Here is a 17,991-nt window from a genome sequence, read left to right as displayed (position 1 = left end):
TACGCTACAGCCCATGTCGCGCGGGTTAAGCGCGGTAACGGCCGCAAGGCTATTTTTGAAGGAGGTATTAGGTTATGAGCGACCACAGAACAGGTTCAATATCCGGCCTTACTGATGACGAAGCCAAGGAGTTTCACCAGTTGTACGTCCAAGGTTTAGTTGGTTTTGTTTCGATAGCAGTAGTAGCCCATATTTTGGTTTGGGCTTGGCGTCCTTGGTTCCACTGAAATAGGACTCAATCTTAGGGGGATGAAATGAAAAATGATCACGTTATGAGCAGGGAAAAAAATATGATTAGAGAAGATTCTATTTCTTTCAATCTTATTTTTATTTTGTGTTTTCTAGTGTGCTTTGTTATTTCTTTGTTTACCCAGATTTTGCCAAATAAGTGGAGTTCTTGGCTTCCAGGGGCTGAAGAAAAATCGCTTATCGAGGGCACAAGGTCAGCTGTTTATGGTTTTATGTCTTACTTAAATTAGGAGAAGATTATGTGGAGAATTTGGAAACTGTATGATCCGTTGCGATCAATGGTTGTTCAAGGTATTTTTCTGTTTGGTCTTGCAGCAATGATTCACTTGATTTTGCTGAGCAGCGTTCGTTTCAACTGGTTGGATGGTTTGAGCCAAGCCCAGTTCAAGGCGATGGAAGCAAAAACAGGTTCTGCAATGCCACCATCAGTTCCAGCAGCAAAGTAATTTGTATAAAAAATGGTGAATAGGGTTAGGTTAAAAAGCTTTTTAGCTCAACCCTATTTATCCATTCATTGGAGAGCATAAAAATGGCCATGCTAAGTTTTGAAAGAAAGTATCGTGTTCGAGGTGGTACCTTAGTTGGTGGGGACTTATTCGATTTTTGGGTAGGGCCGTTTTATGTTGGATTTTTTGGTGTTACGACTGTCTTCTTTGCTTTTTTAGGCACCGCACTCATTTTATGGGGCGCTTCACAGGGTCCAACCTGGAACCCTTGGCAAATTAACATTGCCCCACCGGATATCAGTTATGGATTAGGCTTTGCCCCCTTATTAAAAGGAGGCCTGTGGCAGCTCATCACAGTATGTGCTCTAGGCGCATTCTTTTCGTGGGCTTTACGTGAAATTGAAATTTGCCGAAAACTGGGTATGGGACTTCATGTTCCCTTCGCCTACTTAATGGCGGTATTTGCGTATTTCACTTTAGTAGTCATTAGACCTGTACTCATGGGTGCATGGGGTCACGGTTTCCCATATGGCATCTTAAGTCACCTCGATTGGGTATCGAATACAGGCTATCAGTACTTACATTTTCATTACAACCCAGCGCATATGATCGCTGTGTCCTTATTCTTTACTACCACCTTCGCTTTGGTATTACACGGTGGCTTGGTCTTATCGTCCACCAATCCACAAAAAGGGCAGTTTGTTAAAACGCCTGAGCATGAAGATACTTTCTTTAGAGATGCGATCGGTTATTCCATCGGAACTTTAGGCATTCATCGTCTCGGATTATTTTTAGCTTTAGCAGCAGTTTTCTGGAGCGCCGTTTGTATTGTGATTAGCGGCCCATTTTGGACTCGTGGTTGGCCAGAATGGTGGGGCTGGTGGTTGAACCTGCCGATTTGGCGATAAGAGGGGAATATAAAAATTATGGAATATCAAAACCTTTTTACTCAAGTTCAAGTCGTTGCGCCACCACATCATGGAGTCTCCATAGATCCTTATGATGAGCGCGAGCGCTTTGGCGAGCCCAAGCTCTATCATTTATTTGGCCGACTGGGTAATGCTCAGTTAGGACCAATTTATTTAGGACGTCTTGGTTTAGCCTCTTTATTTTTCGGCATTATTGCCATTCAGATTATGGGCTGGAATATGCTGGCCTCAGTTAATTGGAGCCCAATTCAATTTGTGCGCCAATTATTTTGGCTGTCACTGGATCCACCTTTACCTAAACATGGCTTGTCTCTGTTTATGCCCCTCAATGAAGGTGGCTGGTGGATGATGGCAGGCTTCTTCCTAACAGTATCGATTCTATTGTGGTGGGCAAGAATGTATCGTCGTGCTATCGCTTTAGGTATGGGTACTCACATTGCCTGGGGTTTCTTAGCGGCTATCTGGTTATATCTTGTTTTGGGATTCATTCGTCCGATCATGATGGGTAGCTGGAGTGAGGCGGTTCCATTTGGAGTCTTCTCGCACTTAGATTGGACTGCCGCGTTTTCATTGCGCTATGGCAATTTATTCTATAACCCATTCCACATGCTCTCGATTGTTTTCCTCTATGGCTCAGCACTCTTATTTGCCATGCATGGCGCAACGATTTTGGCAGTCAGCCGCTTTGGTGGTGAACGCGAGATTGAGCAAATCGTTGATCGTGGTACAGCTTCAGAAAGAGCCGCTTTGTTCTGGAGATGGACCATGGGCTTTAATGCCACGATGGAATCGATTCACCGTTGGGCTTGGTGGTTTGCAGTACTAACACCTTTAGTAGGTGGCATTGGTATTTTGCTCACCGGTACCGTAGTGGATAACTGGTATTTATGGGCAGTGAAACATAATGTCGCCCCTTCTTATCCAGACGTTTTTGGAGTCCCTATCCCCGATCCAGCCACTTCTGGATTCGTCCCGCCAGCTGCACCTGCTGCACCTGTTATTACAGGAGTTAAGCCATGAAGCAATTAAGAAAATTTCTGATATTGCCGGCTCTGTTGGCAAGTGTTCTGGTTCTGTCCGGCTGCGAGAGACCTCCAATTGAAGCTGTCCAGCATGGCTTCCGTGGAACAGGCATGGATTTGATTTACAACCCGCGTATCTTAGCTGAACAGGCTGAGAAAAATGCTGTACCTGTCTCGTATGGCGCTGCTCCAGCAGATGGACCAAAAGCAGGAGCAGTCTATAAAAATGTGAAAGTTCTGAATAATTTGAGCGTAGCTCAATTTGGTACCTTCATGGCTTCCATGACAAGCTGGGTTGCGCCAGAGCAAGGTTGTACTTATTGTCATAACCCTGCGAACTTTGCAGATGACTCGCTCTACACCAAGCAAGTTGCGCGCAATATGATTTTGATGACACAGCGAGTGAATACTCAATGGCAAGATCACGTAGCGCAGACGGGCGTGACATGCTACACCTGCCATCGTGGCAATAATATCCCTGAGCAAGTTTGGTTCAAAGCGCCGAAGCAACAGACGGGCAATGGACTGCTAGGTGATAAAGACGGACAAAATACGCCAGTTGCTTCTTCAGGCTATTCATCCTTGCCAAATGATTATTTTGCTCAGTACCTCACGAAATCGAGCAACATTCGTGTGCAGGGTGGCACCGCATTACCAACAGGCAATAAACACAGCATCAACGAAACTGAAGCGACCTATGGTTTGATGATGCACTTCTCAAAATCATTGGGTGTTAATTGCACGTATTGCCATAACTCGCGTAATTTCTCATCTTGGGAAGAGAGCCCTCCACAAAGAGCTAGAGCTTGGTATGCCATTCGGATGGCGCAAGATATCAATAATAATTACATGGAGCCAATTAAAGGTCTATTTCCAGAGCATCGTTTAGGGCCTACTGGGGATGTTGCCAAAGCCAATTGTGCTACTTGCCACCAAGGGGCTTACAAGCCACTTTATGGAGTATCGATGTTGTCAGACTATCCTTTCTTAACTGGTCCAGCAAAGCCAGTGATGAAGGGTAAGGATCCTGTTCCACCAGCAAAATCGGTGGCAATGAAGTAATCTATAGTTCGTTCTAACCAATAGCGTAATACGATCAATATGACGCTATTTTTTTGTAGAAAAGTTGGTTTGAGGAAATGTTAAAAAAAGCTGACTTTAAGGAAAATGAAGGATCCACTGCCATTGTGATTGGAAGTGGATTTGGTGGTTTAGCAGCCGCCATTCGTTTGTCTTGTAAAGGCTATAAGGTCATTGTTTTAGAAAAGCTCGATGCTCCAGGGGGTAGGGCATACGTTCATCGTCGCGATGGCTATACCTTTGACGCAGGCCCCACCATTATTACTGCACCCTTCCTGCTTAATGAGTTATGGGAGTTGTGCGGTAAGAAAATGACCGACGATGTTGACCTTCGTTTAATGGATCCTTTCTATCGCATCCGCTTTGATGATGGAACCCACTTTGACTATACCGGTGACCCCGCCAGAATGCGCGCCGAAGTGGCTAAGTTTGCACCAGAAGACTTGCCAGGTTATGAGCGATTTTTAGCGGAGGCAGAAAAATGCTACAAGCTTGGATTTCAGGAGCTCAGTTCCACTGCATTTGATTCGATTGGCGACTTACTTCGTGCAATTCCATCGATGATCAAGATGAAGGCTTGGGAGAGTATTTATAAGTTAGTTGCACGTCATTTAAAAAATGACAAGATACGTCAGGTGATGAGTTTTCATCCACTTTTAATTGGCGGAAATCCTTTTTCTGTAACCGCAGTCTATGCGCTCATCAATTCCTTAGAACGACGCCATGGCGTTCATTCTGCTATGGGTGGAACTGGCTCTTTAATTAAAGGTTTAGCGGGTTTATTGGCTGATAGAGGGGTGGAGATTCGGCTTAACTCTGAAGTGAAGCGTATCGAAGTAGTCAATGGTAAAGCTCAAGGTGTCACACTTGCCAATGGTGAATTTATACCTTCTGATATTGTGGTTTCGAATGCGGATGCCGCTTGGACTTATCAGAAACTCATCGCCCCAGAGCATCGGAAAGTGTGGACTGACTCTAAGGTCAATAGTAGTAAATATTCAATGAGTCTCTTTGTTTGGTACTTTGGCACAGACAAGCAATATCCTGATGTTCCCCACCATATGATCTTGTTGGGTAAGCGTTATAAAGAGCTATTAACGGATATCTTTAAGAAACACGTCTTGGCAGATGACTTCAGTCTGTATTTGCATAGACCAACAGCTACGGATCCATCTTTAGCTCCTGCTGGCGGCGATACATTTTACGTGTTGGCTCCAGTACCGAATTTAGCAAGCGGTACGGACTGGTCCAAAGAGACTGAGTCTTATCGTCAAGCGATCGCTAAGTATCTAGATAAAAGTGTTTTGCCTGGCTTTGAAAAACACCTCAAGACATCTTTTTGTATGACACCTCAAGATTTTCAGGATCGCCTCTTGTCAGTCAAAGGTGCTGCCTTTGGTTTTGAGCCCCTCTTATTACAAAGTGCTTGGTTTAGACCTCATAACCGTAGTGAGGATGTTGCAGGTCTTTATATGGTGGGCGCTGGAACCCACCCTGGTGCGGGTATCCCCGGTGTTTTATCTTCGGCAAAAGCATTAATGTCTGTAGTAGCCGATCCTAAAAAAGCCCTAACATGAGTCAAAATATTAAAGATCTTCAAGAGTGCGTTGCAACCATGCGGGATGGATCCAAGTCCTTCTTTGCCGCCTCCAGAATCTTGCCTCAGAGAGTGAGAGATCCCGCAACTGCCCTTTATGCGTTTTGTCGAATTACGGATGATGTAGCTGATGCGGTAGATGCAGAGCCGGATGCGATACCCAAATTGCGTGAACGCCTTGATCGTATCTATCAAGGCATGCCTGATGATATTGCCGCTGATCGTGCTTTATCGATTGTGGTGAAAGAATTTGATTTGCCCATTAGTCTGCCTCTCGCATTGATTGAGGGCTATGAGTGGGACACCCAATTTAAAACTTACGAAACCTTAGAAGATCTACTCGATTACTGCGCACGGGTTGCAGGTACTGTAGGGGCAATGATGTGTGTCATTATGGATCGTCGAGAACCTGAGACCTTGGCAAGAGCATGTGAACTTGGTCTGGCCATGCAGCTCACGAATATCGCACGCGATGTTGGTGAAGATGCTGCAAACGGGCGCATCTATTTACCCCTTGCTTGGCTTAGGGAAGCGGGCCTAGATCCGCAGGCTTGGCTCAGTAAGCCAGAGTTTAATGATCAAATTGCTTCTGTGATTGCGCGTCTCTTAAAGCATGCAGATGTTTTATATTCTCGTGCGGAGAACGGCATTTCTGATTTGCCATGGGATTGCCGTCCCGCTATTCAGGCCGCTCGACTGATTTATGGGGAGATTGGTCGCCAGGTAGAAAAGCTCAATTTGGATTCTGTTTCGACAAGAGCCTACGTACCTTCCAAGAGAAAGGTAGTCCTTTTGGCCGAAGCCTTTACGGCAATCTCTAAAATATTTTCTAGACAGCTGAAAGTGGATGCTGATAAAGCCATTCAGTATTTAGTAGATGCCGTAATTGAAGTGCCTCATGAAAAGCGTTTTGAAGGAACGGCTCACGATCGTTTACTGTGGTTTGTTGATCTCATGGAGAGACAAGAACGTCGTCGTAATCCTCGCAAGAGTGGCAGAGCTTTACAGTAAACGTATTAACTTCAGTTGCCAATTACCACGTAATCCGAGGCATTCTCCAAGGCAGCATCAATTGAGTTGAGGTCAGCGTTAGCTTTGGCACGCTGAGGGTTTCATGAAACGAAAGCACCTTTTCACCCAGCAGTTCAGAATTTAAAACGGAACGCGTATAAAAAGGCGTGTTTTCTAAAACCTGAACTACCTCTAAACCTTTAGAGCTTTGATTGCGCATATGCCCTCGAATACCCCAAATAGTTTTTGGCAAAGCCTGTCTTGGCGGAGGTTCAAAATGATCAATCGTTCCATTAGGATTAAAGGTCAATGCCAATATCTTTTCTTGAGCACTCTTTTCTCGTATATCGTAAATGACAGCAGTTCGACCACCACTCATCTCCGCTCTGGACCAGTCCCACTCATGAAAAGATTGACTGATAGGTTCATCACCTTCATTTGAGTCTAAATAAGCGTTGCCTGCCCACTGTAAATCTGGGGAGTTTAAGCGCACCTTGACCCGTGCTGAAGGAGCAAGAGGACCCCAACGATGTTTGCCAGCAGCATCTAAAGGCGTACTAAAGTTGAATAAGGTATTTGGATAGAGTTCAACCGTACCTGAAACTTTTTGACCAAAAGGCACTGCGCGCTCTTCGATATGAACGATTAATTTTTCTCCATCCCAACGCAGATTACTGGGACCAATCACAAATTCGGTAGCATTGCGGGAAACTTGTTTTTCTCCTCGCTCAGTCATTGCCCAACGATTTTTTCCTCGGCTATAAATAGCAACATTCAATGAGCAATGATTTTCTGGATTAACAGTGGCATTACCTCTTCTAGCCCACGCATAGTAAGGTGAAAATACGCTACCAACAAATGCAATCAGGACTATGCCGTGCTTACCGTCATCGCTTAGAGCGTCGATGTACCACCAGAGATAAGCGTTCGGCCCGACAGCTTGATCAAACCGAGGTGATCCATCAGTGTTGCGGCCGCCATTCGTCCCGAGAGCGCGGCCATCGGCACTCCCGGACCCGGATGCACGCTGCCACCCGCTAGGTAGAGGCCCGGAATCGGGCTTTGCGCTGAAGCTCGCCCAAAAGTTTCCATCCAACCATGATTGGCTTGGCCGTAAAGGGCTCCCCCCGTTGCCGGAAAGAGCTGGTTGAAAAGGGAGGGCGTTGTACGTTGACATATTGCGCTATCCAAGTCGATGTTGAGACCACATTGTTGCAGAAGACCAAAAGTTTCGTGTTCGCAGGCGTCAATTTCTTGAGCATTAAATTCTGATTGATCGCCGTTTGCGGGAGCATTTACCAGACAAAGTAGCCTTTGAGTATTTGAGGATGATTGATAAACATCACTTTGATCTTGAGCGCAAACGTAGACTGTTGGTTTTACAGGGAGACGTCTCTTACTAAAAATATCATCAAACTCTGCATGATAATTTTGATTAAAGAACACATTGTGTCGCACCAAAGGGAAGCCGTCTGTCTTAGCATTCATCGACCAGGTAATTGCAGAAAGAGATCTCTTAGCAGGTGAAGGTGGAATCATTTTTGCACTCAGCGCTTTGCTTCCCTCAGAATTGAGTAAGCCAGTTTGCAGTGCGGCAAGATCGCCATTAAAAACGACAGATTCAGTATGCAGAACAGTTCCATCCGTAAGCCTGACGCCTGATATGTGACCGTGATCCAATAAGATTTCTTCGCATGCTTGCCCGGTTAAAAATTGCACACCTTTAGCTTCGGCTAATTTGTGAATCGTTTTTACTAATGAATACATGCCACCTTCCAGCGCCCAGACACCCTGTGCCTCAACATCGGCAATCAGCATGAGGGTTGCTGGCGCTTGATAGGGTGAGGATCCGCAATAAGTAGCATAGCGACCAAACAACTGACGCAACCTTGGGTCATGGAAATAGTTGCCGAGTGATTTCCAGAGATTATTAAACAAACCAATTTCATATAAGACTTTGGATCCAGACATTCCCAAATCCGAAATCATTCCGGCAAAGTTTGGTTTAGCAGACAGCATATAAGGCTTTTCTAGCGCCTTATACAGTCTGCGACATTGATCGGAAAATTGTAGAAAGCGTTTTGCTTCCGCTGGAGAGGAAAATGCTGCAATGGCTTGTGCAGATTGTTCTACATCAGAAAATAAATCGAGCCTTTCATCTTTACTCCAGGCGTGTCTTGCTAAGATATTTAATTTTTCAAGCTTTAACTCAGACTCCAGTGAGGTGCCTGCCTTTTGAAAGAGGGCATCAAATACCCAGCGCATTGTGAAGACGGTTGGGCCAGAATCAATGAGTGCAGGCTTGATCAGATCCTTTGAGCAATTCAGTTGTCGAATCTTGCCGCCAACTTGAGATTCTTTTTCAATCAAGATCACCTCAACCCCAGAGGAAGCGAGGTCGAGTGCGCAGGTCAATCCACCTATGCCACCACCAATAATGACAACGGGTGCCTTAGCCAAGAGTACGACCCTTCCAGCTACCGAAGGCATCAAAAGGTTGATAGCGTGAAAACATCGATTCTGAAAAGTAGTTACCGCTCATGGATGCGCGGATGGCAGCTTGATGAGCGCCTTGTCTGGCATATTGATCCATCGCTGCTTGCGATTCCCAGATCGTAAAAGTAGCCTGGCGAAAAAAGGGAGCTTCACCAATGCCGGCGGCAATAATGCAGCCAGAAGTTTGCTCAAGTGAGCTTTCAGCCGCTGGTTCTTTACTCCAGAATTGTAAACAATTGAGCGGCTTAATAGAGGCTCTGGTAATCGATACGATTGGCCCTGATGTAGGTGCGTCGACAGTAATTTGAGGTACAAAGCCTGACCACTGACCTTTAATTGAATAGGTTTTGAGTTTTACTGAAAAAAATTCTTTAGCGTGCGCCCGATACCATTGAATCAACTGAGAGGTTTTGTAAAATCTTTCGGCGCTAGTGATATCTTTGAAGATGCAAAACAGTGCTTGGTGGGTAGCGCTTGGATGAAATGAAAAGCCCCCGTTTCTTCCTGAGCCCATGTGTTTGTAGAACTCTAGTCCTGGCGTTGACCAAAGCCATAGTCTTGCAAACATGAGTCTTAAGATTCCGCTGAATTTTGCTGATGATTGAATGTCTATAAGGACCATCAATGCAACTTGGTTGCCCATTACTGACTTTCTAATCAATATCCTTATTGGAGTCTACTAGACCATACTTTCTGAGTTTGATGTAAAGACTTTGTCGAGATAAGCCTAGGATCTCAGAAGCTGAAACACGATTGTCTTTTGTCAGATCTAAGGCAGCTTTGATGCAGAGTTGCTCAATTAAGTCAGTGGTTTCGGCTAGGATGTCCTTCAAGGGGACTTTTCCAACCAGCATCGACAATTCATCAGAATTTCGTACTAGTTTCTTGTCGATACGCTTATCTTTATTTTGTCTCGAATCTACTTGTCGGAAAATCATGCCAATACAAGCGCGTGGCTGAACTACGGATACCGCTGAAATATCTACTAGTTTAAAACCACCACTATTGTCGTTAATCGAAGAGACACAAGATTGAGTACTTGCTTTTCCTTTTAAGGACTGCATCATGCGATCAAAATCTGTTGTGTCATGCCCTAGATAATTTTGGATAGTAGTGCCAATCAAGTCTTGTTCGGTCTTAGCATTGCTTAATTTAATAAAGGCCTTGTTTGCTTTGAGGATCTGACCTTCCGGAGTGCACACAATAAAACCATACGCATTATTTTCAATGGCCTTAACAGTTAAGGAGTCAGCATCTAGTAGGTTGGATGTCTTAGCTAAGTCGGGTTGCGTAAGGTTAAATAATAAGTAGGGTTTTCCGCTATTTATAAAAGAAGTTGCTTTGATCCGAATGACTTGCCCGCCGTTAATGACAGTTTCTAGAGTATTGGGTTCGCCAGTATTTTGTACGGTCTGAAGAAAGGCTTTGGCTTTGTTTAATTCTGCTGCAGGTAAGAGCGAAAGAAATGACCTGCCAATGCAATTATTTTTAGCTAGTAGCATTTGCCTAATTGCGTTGCCATTCATCTCGACTATCTGATAAGCATCATCTCCCTTAACGATGATGACCGATTCAGTACCGATTTCAAAGATCGACCGAAAGCGTTCTTCTAGTTGACTTATTTGCAGATAATTTTTACTAATTTCTTTTTGGGCAGCAACTAAATCTTGTTGCAGCTTGGATGCTTCCGAAAGATCCCTGCCAATAACGATAATTTTTTTATTGGATGATGTTTTGATGGAAGTGCACATCATTGGCAGTACCATATTTTGATGGTTACCGACCATATTGATTTGTCGAAACTTAGTGATCTTGTCTGAGCTAGCGTCTTCTATCAAGTAGTGCATTTTTTTGACGCTGTCTGGTACAACAATATCTAACCATTTTTTTCCTATGAGGCCATCTGGGATCTGTTTGGCTAGACTCTGATTTTCAGAATAGATGTTGACTATGGTTCCATAATCATCCAACAGAAGCGAAATATCTGCCGAGGCTTGAGCAATCAGGCTAAGCTCCTTACTGCTTAGGCCTGAAAAGAGTTGCTCTGGATGATGTGAGGCAGGCATATTAATTTAGGCTAGTTCTTTGGGCTAAAAGATCCGACACTGTTTTAATAGCCTCTTCGGCTGTCAGGGCGCAGGCATCTGCAGAGCAAGCTTTTACTAATTCTGGTTTGTAATCAAATAATGGACCGCCCACCATGGTCAGTATCCCCTTATTTTTTGATACCTTCTTTACTTCGTTTAGCAATGCCTCCATAGTATCCCACTGATCTTCACATGAGATAGAAATTGCCAATAAATCATAGGCTTGCAAGTTGATTCGATCCTTTAATTCTGCACTAGAAGTTTCAATTTCGACTGTCGTATTCCAGCCATTCAGCTTGAAAAATTCACCTAATATTAAGATCCCCAGGGTATGTTGCGACCCCGGTGCATTAATCAGAAGGGCGTTACCCTGGTAATGGGCGAGATTGCCTTGACTCATAAAGAGAGGGCTAAGTTGATGAATGAGGTTCTGAGCACGCCCTAGCGCGACCGTCACCTCTGTAAAGCTGTTTTCATCATTTTCCCAAAGATGCTGCAAGCGTCTACAAGACGCTGGAATCAGATTCATATAGAGCGATACAAGGGTATGCCCCGATTTTTGCATCTTATCTATAAAGGAAAAGGAATCCTCTATGGGGCCATCCAACAATATCTGGCAAAAGTCGACAATTTCAACTTGCGTAATATTGATTTCATTAATCTGGCGAATAAATTGATCGTTTGCTGGTTCTAATTTATGCCCCATCAGCAAGCGCGGGATGATCTCTGATTCTATGGTTTTATTTAGCCATAGCTTCATTTCTGCGTTATCCAATTCACTTACATTAGATTGGAACGTTTTTTTCAGTGAATCTGACAAAGCCCATCTCCTAATAGCCTAGTAATGAATACAAAATGAAAGGCTGTAAGTGCTCCTAGAAAAATATGCTGCACTGCAAAATAGAAGGGCGCTATTTCTCTCAAAACTGATCATTTAGTAATGATCCTATTTAGCGCTTTTTTTGAGCAAGTTGCTATAGGGTAAGTACCCCCAATAGGGTTATCCCGAGGACTTTCTTTTTCCAGATACCGTAAACTTTAATTGACACTTTTGTGCTTTAAAAGTGTATTAATAATTGTCTTAAGGTTGTTGCAGAAAATATATCAGACTGTACATGGAAAAAACATATAAGCCACTTTATACCCCAGAAGAGAGGGTAAGAAGAGACGAAACCAAGTGGACACTTGTCCAAGGTATTTTGGCGCCTATTCAGTTTGTTGTTTTCTTGGTTAGTCTTTACCTCGTCCTGCGTTTTTTATTTACCGGCGAGGGAGAACATGCCGCCAATATTTCAGTAGTGGTTAAAACATTAACGCTCTACACCATCATGATCACTGGTTGTATTTGGGAGAAGGTTGTTTTTAACTGCTACTTGTTTGCCCCAGCATTTTTCTGGGAAGATGTATTTAGTATGTTGGTGTTGTTGCTTCATACCTTATATCTTGTAGCACTGGGTACTGGTTATCTGGACCCAATTCAACTGATGCTATTGGCTTTAGCGGCCTATGCAACCTATGTGATCAATGCAGGTCAATTTATCTGGAAGCTACGGATGGCTCGCCTAGATCAAGAAAAGAAGACGCGCGAGTCTATGCTTGGCGCGCAGACTATTCAATTACAAGCTGCACAAGCAGCAAGTCTTAGTAGTGCTCAGACAGCGTTAACTGGCTTAAGCATTGCAGAGGCAGAAGAATTGCATCGCAACCTTGTGCAAGGAACACAATTTTTTGGATTCATAGCGGTAATAGCGCATCTCTTAGCTTATATCTATTCCCCATGGTTGAAATAATTAAAGGCGATCGTTAGCCATGCTTGAAAATTCTTATACTCAAAAACGTACTCAGCTTCAGGAGTATTTCGACCGCACTGCGGTAGATGCTTGGGCAAAGCTAACGTCGACGGCCAAAGTCAGCGGTATACGCGCTAAGGTACGAGCTGGTCGTGAAGAGATGCGTCATGTCCTGCTAAGCTATTTACCGACTGATTTGTCTGGACAGCGTGTTTTGGATGCTGGCTGCGGTACTGGAATCTTAGCAGCTGATTTAGCAAAGCGGGGTGCGCATGTAGTCGCTATTGATTTATCGCCTACCTTAGTTGATTTAGCGCGCGAGAGAATTGGTCGTGATGTTGGCTCTGGATCTATTGAGTTCCGTTCTGGAGATATGTTAGAGCCCGCCTTGGGTGAGTTTGATCATGTGGTTTGTATGGATTCCATGATTCACTATCACCACTTGGATATTGCTGATGCGATGGCGAAGCTTGCCAATCGTACGCGTGCCAATATTGCTTTTACATTTGCCCCCAATAATGCCGCTCTGAGTACCTTGTTAACGATTGGTAGTGTATTTCCGAGAAGTGATCGATCACCGTTTATTCAGCCCATTTCGATTGACTCTCTCACCAGAACCTTCAGTCAGCATGATGGTTTAGCAGATTGGGCGCCAGTCAGTACGCAAAAAGTGCAACGCGCTTTTTATTTTTCACAGGCGATGCGCTTAAGCAAAAAGCCAACTGATCAGAATAAAGCGCGATAACAATGAAAATGTTTACTCTGACCTGGCGTGGCAAAGAGTTATTTGAAACTTGGAAGAGAGTGAGTCCAAAGTTCTTACCTTTTGCTGATATCGCCACCAAAGAGTTGCCAATCAGTCGTCTCTTGAGGCTGGCTCTGTTTCAGGTTTCTGTAGGCATGGCAATGGTCATGTTGATTGGCACTCTGAATCGAGTCATGATTATTGAGTTGAAAGTGAGTGCGGCTTTAGTTTCGATTATGGTTGCCTTGCCTCTGCTATTTGCTCCATTCAGAGCACTGGTTGGCTTTAAGAGTGACAGCCATAAGTCTTTTCTGGGTTGGCGCAGAGTGCCTTATATTTGGATTGGTTCCTGGTTGCAATTTGGCGGCTTTGCAATCATGCCTTTCGCACTCATTCTCTTGTCTGGCGATACCACTTGGCCCGCTTGGTTTGCGCAAGGCGCTACCGGGCTTGCTTTTCTATTGGTAGGCGCTGGTATGCAGACCACTCAAACCGCTGGTCTCGCTTTAGCATCTGATCTAGCTGAGCCTCAAGCTAGACCTAGAGTGGTCGCGCTAATGTATATGATGCTGTTGGTTGGTATGGCAGTCAGTAGTGCCATCTTTGGCTATTTGCTGATTGATATCACCCCTATTCTGTTGATTCGGGTGGTACAGGGTGTTGCAGCAACTACCTTGGTGCTCAACTTGATCGCAGCCTGGAAGCAAGAGCCTCGTCAGCCCCATTTAACAGCGCACTCTATCGAAACTCCAAGCTTTAAAGAAACTTGGGCCACTTTTTCACAGCAGGGCAAAGTGATGCGTTTCTTGGTAGCTTTAGGTTTAGGTACAGCCGCATTTAGTATGCAAGACATTATCTTAGAACCCTATGGTGCTGAAGTATTAGGTTTATCGGTTAGTGCTACCACTGTATTAACCAGTCTGACTTCTTTAGGCGCTCTCGTTGCTTTTGGTGTGGCTGCGCGTTATCTAAATCGCTCAATTGATCCCTATCGCCTGGCTTCCATTGGCGCTTTGTTTGGTATTGCGGCATTTAGTTGCGTCATTTTTTCCGAACCATTGCTTTCGCCCACCTTATTTCGTTGCGGTGCATTTTTAATTGGCTTTGGTGGCGGATTATTTTCTGTGAGCACTTTGACTGCCGCCATGAGTTTCGAATCAGGCGGGATGAATGGTTTGGTTTTAGGTGCTTGGGGCGCGGTACACGCTAGCGCATCTGGTATTGCTATTGCAGCTGGCGGCGTCATACGGGATGTGATTTCTAGCCTGGCGACAAATGGCTTCCTAGGTGAGGGTTTGATTTCTACCGCTACAGGCTATAGTTTTGTATATCACATTGAGTTTTATTTGTTGTTTGCTACATTGATTGCAATTGGACCTTTGGTCATTATGAACAAGGAACCTGTGATGAATGTTTCTCAGAAGTTCGGTTTAGATGAATTACCAAGTTAAATAGTGGCACAGTATGTTTTTTCACAATAAGCATTATTGTTAAAAGGGAGAGCAAGATGGCAACCGGAGCAATTACAGAATATGTAGATGTTGCACAATTGGTTCTATATGCATTTTGGGTATTTTTTGCAGGCCTCGTTTATTACCTGACTATAGAAAGTAAGCGTGAAGGTTTTCCGCTAGAGTACGACGTTCGTGGCGAGACCAGACGAGCGGCTGGAATAGCCGGTATGCCGGCACCGAAGACTTTTCATACAGAGTACTGGGGCGATGTCACTGTTCCCAAAGATGAGCCTCTGGAAAAAGTGGCTGCTAGACCTTCAAGCTATTTAAATGGTGCGCCTCTAGTACCAACTGGTAATCCGATGTTAGACGGTGTAGGGCCGGGCGCCTTTACGAAGCGTGCGGATATTCCTGACATGACATCAGAAGGTCAAAAACGTATTTTGCCAGGGCGCTTACTCGGTCAATTTAGCGTAGCCAAGCAGGATAGAAATCCGATTGGTATGCAAGTTAAGGGTGATGATGGTGTGGTAGCTGGCACCGTGAAAGAGCTCTGGATTGATCAGGCTGAAGTCGTGATTCGCTATTTTGAAATTGAAACTTTGCCAGAGTTTGGTGGCAGACGAGTATTACTACCAATGAATTTTTCTCGTATTGGTAAAGACGCTATCAAGGTGGAATCGATCTTGGGCAATCAGTTTGCTTTAGTACCAGGCTTAAAGAGTCAAGATCAGATTACGCTCTTAGAAGAAGAAAAGATCATGGCTTACTTTGGCGGCGGTACTCTGTATGCGACCCCAGAGCGCCAAGAACCCCTTATTTAAATCCCATTCAATTGAAAGTATTTTGTGAATCAAAAACCATATGAATCAGCAGAGCATGAGTTCGAGGCAGCCTTAGGGTTGCCCGAACCATTACCTGCTGGCGAAACGATTCTTTGGCAAGGCGCTCCTAGTTGGACTGCTATGGCTAAACATGTATTTCGTCTGCCATGGCTCGCAGTTTATTTTGCAGTCATCGTGGTTTTGCAGGTTTTCTCAGTAGCAGGTAGTGAAGGTGGTTTGTCAGAAGGTTGGAGTAGTGTTGCGCTCGCAGTATTTTTAGCGCTGATTGGTCTGCTGCTAATAGGTCTTTTGGCTTACTGGTCAGCAACTACCACGATGTATACCTTAACCAATCGTCGGATTGTGATGCGAGTGGGTATTGTGTTGACGGTGACCTTTAACCTCCCTTATAAAACGCTGAGAAGTGCTGATTTAAAGTTATATGCAGATGGTACTGGTGATATCCCAATGCAAATTGCTACCGAAGATAAGATTGCCTTCTTCCACCTATGGCCTCACGTGCGGCCTTGGCGTTTAGCAAAACCAGAACCGATGATGCGTTGTATTCCCGAGGCACAGCAGGTTGCAAAATTACTTACTGAAGCCTGGAAGGCATCCACTGGTCTTAGCAAGATAGAGCCTCAAGATATTGCAGTTGAACAAGCGAGAGCACAAACAGCATGAGTGTTACCCAAGGAAAAGATTTTTTATCACCCGTTGCGAAAATGCTGATCGCTGATGTGATCATCATTGTTTTATTGTTGGTATTTATTAATAGTCGCGACTTGAGTCAGGTGCGTGAACCTGATGCATCGCCTGTACAAGTTTTGCAACTGCGTTTTGAGGATCGTCCTGATGGCTCTATCGCTGTCATCGATTACAAAACTGGTAAGCAAATTGAGGCTGTGCAAGGTGAAGCCGGTTTTGTCAGAGGCACATTGCGTGGTCTTGCACAAGAAAGAAAACGCAGAGGCTTGGATAGTGGACCTCCATTTGAATTAATTTATCGCGCAGATGGTCGCTTAACTCTAGCCGATACCGCAACTGGTCGTATGGTAGACCTAGAGTCTTTTGGCCCTACCAATGCTGGAACATTTTTTAGGTTATTTAATGCATCAAATGTAGTAGCAGTAAGTAAGTCATAAATATTTATTGGAGTTGGAAATGAATTTAGATAGCGCAGAAAGCATGTTGCAAAGTCAGATCCCTGCAAAGGGATCAATCAATGACTCCACCAAGATGGCATTAGAAGATGCGGTATTAAGCCCGCGCTTTTATACGACTGACTTTAAAGAGATGGATCGCATTAGCATTGACTCCTTGCGCCCAGAGTGGGATGCATTGATGGCAGAGTATGAGGGCGACAATAATGCGGATCACTTCCAGCGTCCTGCAGATATGGATAAGAATTATTCCAATCTGCATCCCGCCTTATATGATGAGTTTGTTGATTTCTTAATCAGCTCGATTACCTCTGAGTTCTCTGGATGTATTTTGTACGCTGAGATCAAGCGTAAGGTCAGCAATCCAGATATGCGTAACTTGTTCGGCTATATGGCCAGGGATGAAAGCCGCCACGCTGGTTTTATTAATCAGTGGCTGAAGGACTTTAATATTGGTATTGACTTAGGCTTTTTGGCAAAAGCTAAGAAATATACTTACTTCAAGCCGAAGTTTATTTTCTACGCAACCTATCTCTCAGAAAAGATTGGTTATGCCCGTTACATCACGATCTTTAGGGAAATTGAGAGTCGCCCTGAGGTTCGTTTTCATCCGATCTTTTTATGGTTTGAACGTTGGTGTAATGACGAGTTCCGTCATGGCGAATCCTTTGCGTTGATCATGCGTGCTAATCCTAAGTTGCTGCAAGGTGTAAATAAATTATGGATTCGCTTTTTCATCTTGGCAGTCTATGCAACGATGTATGTGCGCGACCATACCCGCATTGAGCTATACAAGGCGATGAAAATTTCTCCAACGGATTACGACAAGAAAGTACTTTTCATCACAAACGAAATTATTAAGCAGGTCTTCCCAATTTCTGTGAATTTAGATGATCCGCGTTTCTATCACTATCTTGAGGAGATGCGAGCCTTGTTTGAGAAGATGGACGCATACAAGAAAGAGGGTGGCTTCATGAATAAAGTGAAGACAGCCATTCTGGGTGCTCGCGCTGGTTTAGTGTTTGCGAAGCTTTACTTCATTCCAGTCCAAGATAACACCTTACCTGCCAACGTTCGGATGGTCCCTACCTGGTAATT

At 44.3% G+C, this 17,991-nt stretch carries 20 protein-coding genes; 15 read left to right on the top strand and 5 right to left on the bottom strand.

What is annotated here, in order from left to right:
* Positions 1–74 precede the first annotated feature (74 nt).
* From pufB to ICN21_RS04115, 8 genes are all read left to right on the top strand, one after another.
* Complete coding sequence (gene pufB / locus ICN21_RS04150) at positions 75–227, top strand: light-harvesting antenna LH1, beta subunit (RefSeq protein ID WP_215295328.1); 153 nt, start codon at positions 75–77, stop codon at positions 225–227.
* A 27-nt stretch (positions 228–254) separates the two neighbouring features.
* Complete coding sequence (locus ICN21_RS04145; protein WP_215295326.1) at positions 255–479, top strand: hypothetical protein; 225 nt, start codon at positions 255–257, stop codon at positions 477–479.
* Between the two features lie 9 nt (positions 480–488).
* Positions 489–695: a light-harvesting antenna LH1, alpha subunit gene (gene pufA, locus ICN21_RS04140; protein ID WP_088524712.1), complete on the top strand. Its 207-nt coding sequence runs from the start codon at positions 489–491 to the stop codon at positions 693–695.
* An 83-nt stretch (positions 696–778) separates the two neighbouring features.
* On the top strand, positions 779–1,603 hold the full coding sequence (pufL, locus tag ICN21_RS04135) for a photosynthetic reaction center subunit L (protein ID WP_215295324.1): 825 nt from the start codon (positions 779–781) through the stop codon (positions 1,601–1,603).
* Between the two features lie 18 nt (positions 1,604–1,621).
* A complete protein-coding gene (gene pufM, locus ICN21_RS04130; RefSeq protein ID WP_216861642.1) occupies positions 1,622–2,644 on the top strand; it encodes a photosynthetic reaction center subunit M in 1,023 nt (340 codons plus the stop codon).
* Entirely contained in the window at positions 2,641–3,708 is a 1,068-nt protein-coding gene (gene pufC / locus ICN21_RS04125; protein WP_216176903.1) for a photosynthetic reaction center cytochrome PufC, read from the top strand. Before pufM ends, pufC begins: the two co-directional genes overlap by 4 nt.
* A 77-nt stretch (positions 3,709–3,785) precedes the next feature.
* Positions 3,786–5,303, top strand: coding sequence for a phytoene desaturase (locus tag ICN21_RS04120; protein ID WP_216176901.1), 1,518 nt, complete (start codon positions 3,786–3,788; stop codon positions 5,301–5,303).
* Positions 5,300–6,334 (top strand): phytoene/squalene synthase family protein, encoded by a 1,035-nt coding sequence (locus tag ICN21_RS04115; protein ID WP_216176899.1) that lies wholly within the window; start codon positions 5,300–5,302, stop codon positions 6,332–6,334. The genes ICN21_RS04120 and ICN21_RS04115 overlap by 4 nt, the downstream gene beginning before the upstream one ends.
* Positions 6,335–6,356: 22 nt before the next feature.
* On the opposite strand, the gene ICN21_RS04110 is transcribed toward ICN21_RS04115, so the two are convergent.
* The 5 genes from ICN21_RS04110 to ICN21_RS04090 form a co-directional block, all read right to left on the bottom strand.
* The gene (locus ICN21_RS04110) at positions 6,357–7,070 is read right to left on the bottom strand and encodes a carotenoid 1,2-hydratase (protein ID WP_255534198.1); all 714 of its coding nucleotides are present in this window, start codon (positions 7,068–7,070) and stop codon (positions 6,357–6,359) included.
* Positions 7,071–7,228: 158 nt separating this feature from the next.
* The gene (gene crtD, locus ICN21_RS04105; protein WP_216176897.1) at positions 7,229–8,824 is read right to left on the bottom strand and encodes a 1-hydroxycarotenoid 3,4-desaturase CrtD; all 1,596 of its coding nucleotides are present in this window, start codon (positions 8,822–8,824) and stop codon (positions 7,229–7,231) included.
* Positions 8,787–9,473 carry a spheroidene monooxygenase gene (locus ICN21_RS04100; RefSeq protein ID WP_216176895.1) on the bottom strand — a complete coding sequence of 229 codons (687 nt, stop codon included), beginning with the start codon at positions 9,471–9,473 and terminating at the stop codon, positions 8,787–8,789. Before ICN21_RS04100 ends, crtD begins: the two co-directional genes overlap by 38 nt.
* 10 nt (positions 9,474–9,483) lie before the next feature.
* Positions 9,484–10,896, bottom strand: coding sequence for a transcriptional regulator PpsR (ppsR, locus tag ICN21_RS04095; protein WP_216176893.1), 1,413 nt, complete (start codon positions 10,894–10,896; stop codon positions 9,484–9,486).
* A gap of 1 nt (position 10,897) precedes the next feature.
* Positions 10,898–11,737: a B12-binding domain-containing protein gene (locus ICN21_RS04090; RefSeq protein ID WP_215318442.1), complete on the bottom strand. Its 840-nt coding sequence runs from the start codon at positions 11,735–11,737 to the stop codon at positions 10,898–10,900.
* Between the two features lie 295 nt (positions 11,738–12,032).
* Here ICN21_RS04090 and bchF point away from each other — a divergent pair, with 295 nt between their 5' ends.
* From bchF to acsF, 7 genes are read left to right on the top strand one after another with little or no spacing between them, the layout of a single operon-like run.
* The gene (gene bchF / locus ICN21_RS04085) at positions 12,033–12,707 is read left to right on the top strand and encodes a 2-vinyl bacteriochlorophyllide hydratase (protein ID WP_255534197.1); all 675 of its coding nucleotides are present in this window, start codon (positions 12,033–12,035) and stop codon (positions 12,705–12,707) included.
* A gap of 19 nt (positions 12,708–12,726) precedes the next feature.
* Positions 12,727–13,452 carry a magnesium protoporphyrin IX methyltransferase gene (gene bchM / locus ICN21_RS04075; protein ID WP_216176891.1) on the top strand — a complete coding sequence of 242 codons (726 nt, stop codon included), beginning with the start codon at positions 12,727–12,729 and terminating at the stop codon, positions 13,450–13,452.
* A 2-nt stretch (positions 13,453–13,454) separates the two neighbouring features.
* Positions 13,455–14,903, top strand: a complete 1,449-nt coding sequence (locus tag ICN21_RS04070; RefSeq protein WP_251369960.1) for a BCD family MFS transporter — start codon at positions 13,455–13,457, stop codon at positions 14,901–14,903.
* 56 nt (positions 14,904–14,959) lie between these two features.
* A complete protein-coding gene (gene puhA / locus ICN21_RS04065; protein ID WP_215295307.1) occupies positions 14,960–15,730 on the top strand; it encodes a photosynthetic reaction center subunit H in 771 nt (256 codons plus the stop codon).
* Between the two features lie 24 nt (positions 15,731–15,754).
* Positions 15,755–16,414, top strand: a complete 660-nt coding sequence (gene puhB, locus ICN21_RS04060) for a photosynthetic complex putative assembly protein PuhB (RefSeq protein WP_216176889.1) — start codon at positions 15,755–15,757, stop codon at positions 16,412–16,414.
* Entirely contained in the window at positions 16,411–16,875 is a 465-nt protein-coding gene (gene puhC / locus ICN21_RS04055; RefSeq protein WP_216176888.1) for a photosynthetic complex assembly protein PuhC, read from the top strand. The genes puhB and puhC overlap by 4 nt, the downstream gene beginning before the upstream one ends.
* A 19-nt stretch (positions 16,876–16,894) precedes the next feature.
* Positions 16,895–17,989 (top strand): magnesium-protoporphyrin IX monomethyl ester (oxidative) cyclase, encoded by a 1,095-nt coding sequence (acsF, locus tag ICN21_RS04050; protein ID WP_255534196.1) that lies wholly within the window; start codon positions 16,895–16,897, stop codon positions 17,987–17,989.
* Positions 17,990–17,991 lie beyond the last annotated feature (2 nt).

The organism is Polynucleobacter sp. AP-Feld-500C-C5, from assembly GCF_018882265.1.
GTDB lineage: Bacteria > Pseudomonadota > Gammaproteobacteria > Burkholderiales > Burkholderiaceae > Polynucleobacter.
The sequence above is the reverse complement of the archived record's forward strand: the minus strand, read 5'-3'. Positions and strand labels throughout refer to the sequence as shown.

Coding starts and splice junctions, on each gene's coding strand:
- pufL (WP_215295324.1), top strand. CDS start 779: ATGGCCATGCTAAGTTTTGAAAGAAAGTATCGTGTTCGAGGTGGTACC.
- ICN21_RS04115 (WP_216176899.1), top strand. CDS start 5,300: ATGAGTCAAAATATTAAAGATCTTCAAGAGTGCGTTGCAACCATGCGG.
- bchM (WP_216176891.1), top strand. CDS start 12,727: ATGCTTGAAAATTCTTATACTCAAAAACGTACTCAGCTTCAGGAGTAT.
- acsF (WP_255534196.1), top strand. CDS start 16,895: ATGAATTTAGATAGCGCAGAAAGCATGTTGCAAAGTCAGATCCCTGCA.
- bchF (WP_255534197.1), top strand. CDS start 12,033: ATGGAAAAAACATATAAGCCACTTTATACCCCAGAAGAGAGGGTAAGA.
- ppsR (WP_216176893.1), bottom strand. CDS start 10,896: ATGCCTGCCTCACATCATCCAGAGCAACTCTTTTCAGGCCTAAGCAGT.
- pufM (WP_216861642.1), top strand. CDS start 1,622: ATGGAATATCAAAACCTTTTTACTCAAGTTCAAGTCGTTGCGCCACCA.
- pufA (WP_088524712.1), top strand. CDS start 489: ATGTGGAGAATTTGGAAACTGTATGATCCGTTGCGATCAATGGTTGTT.
- puhC (WP_216176888.1), top strand. CDS start 16,411: ATGAGTGTTACCCAAGGAAAAGATTTTTTATCACCCGTTGCGAAAATG.
- pufC (WP_216176903.1), top strand. CDS start 2,641: ATGAAGCAATTAAGAAAATTTCTGATATTGCCGGCTCTGTTGGCAAGT.
- ICN21_RS04110 (WP_255534198.1), bottom strand. CDS start 7,070: ATGACTGAGCGAGGAGAAAAACAAGTTTCCCGCAATGCTACCGAATTT.
- ICN21_RS04070 (WP_251369960.1), top strand. CDS start 13,455: ATGAAAATGTTTACTCTGACCTGGCGTGGCAAAGAGTTATTTGAAACT.
- crtD (WP_216176897.1), bottom strand. CDS start 8,824: ATGCCTTCGGTAGCTGGAAGGGTCGTACTCTTGGCTAAGGCACCCGTT.
- puhA (WP_215295307.1), top strand. CDS start 14,960: ATGGCAACCGGAGCAATTACAGAATATGTAGATGTTGCACAATTGGTT.
- ICN21_RS04100 (WP_216176895.1), bottom strand. CDS start 9,473: ATGGGCAACCAAGTTGCATTGATGGTCCTTATAGACATTCAATCATCA.
- pufB (WP_215295328.1), top strand. CDS start 75: ATGAGCGACCACAGAACAGGTTCAATATCCGGCCTTACTGATGACGAA.
- ICN21_RS04120 (WP_216176901.1), top strand. CDS start 3,786: ATGTTAAAAAAAGCTGACTTTAAGGAAAATGAAGGATCCACTGCCATT.
- ICN21_RS04145 (WP_215295326.1), top strand. CDS start 255: ATGAAAAATGATCACGTTATGAGCAGGGAAAAAAATATGATTAGAGAA.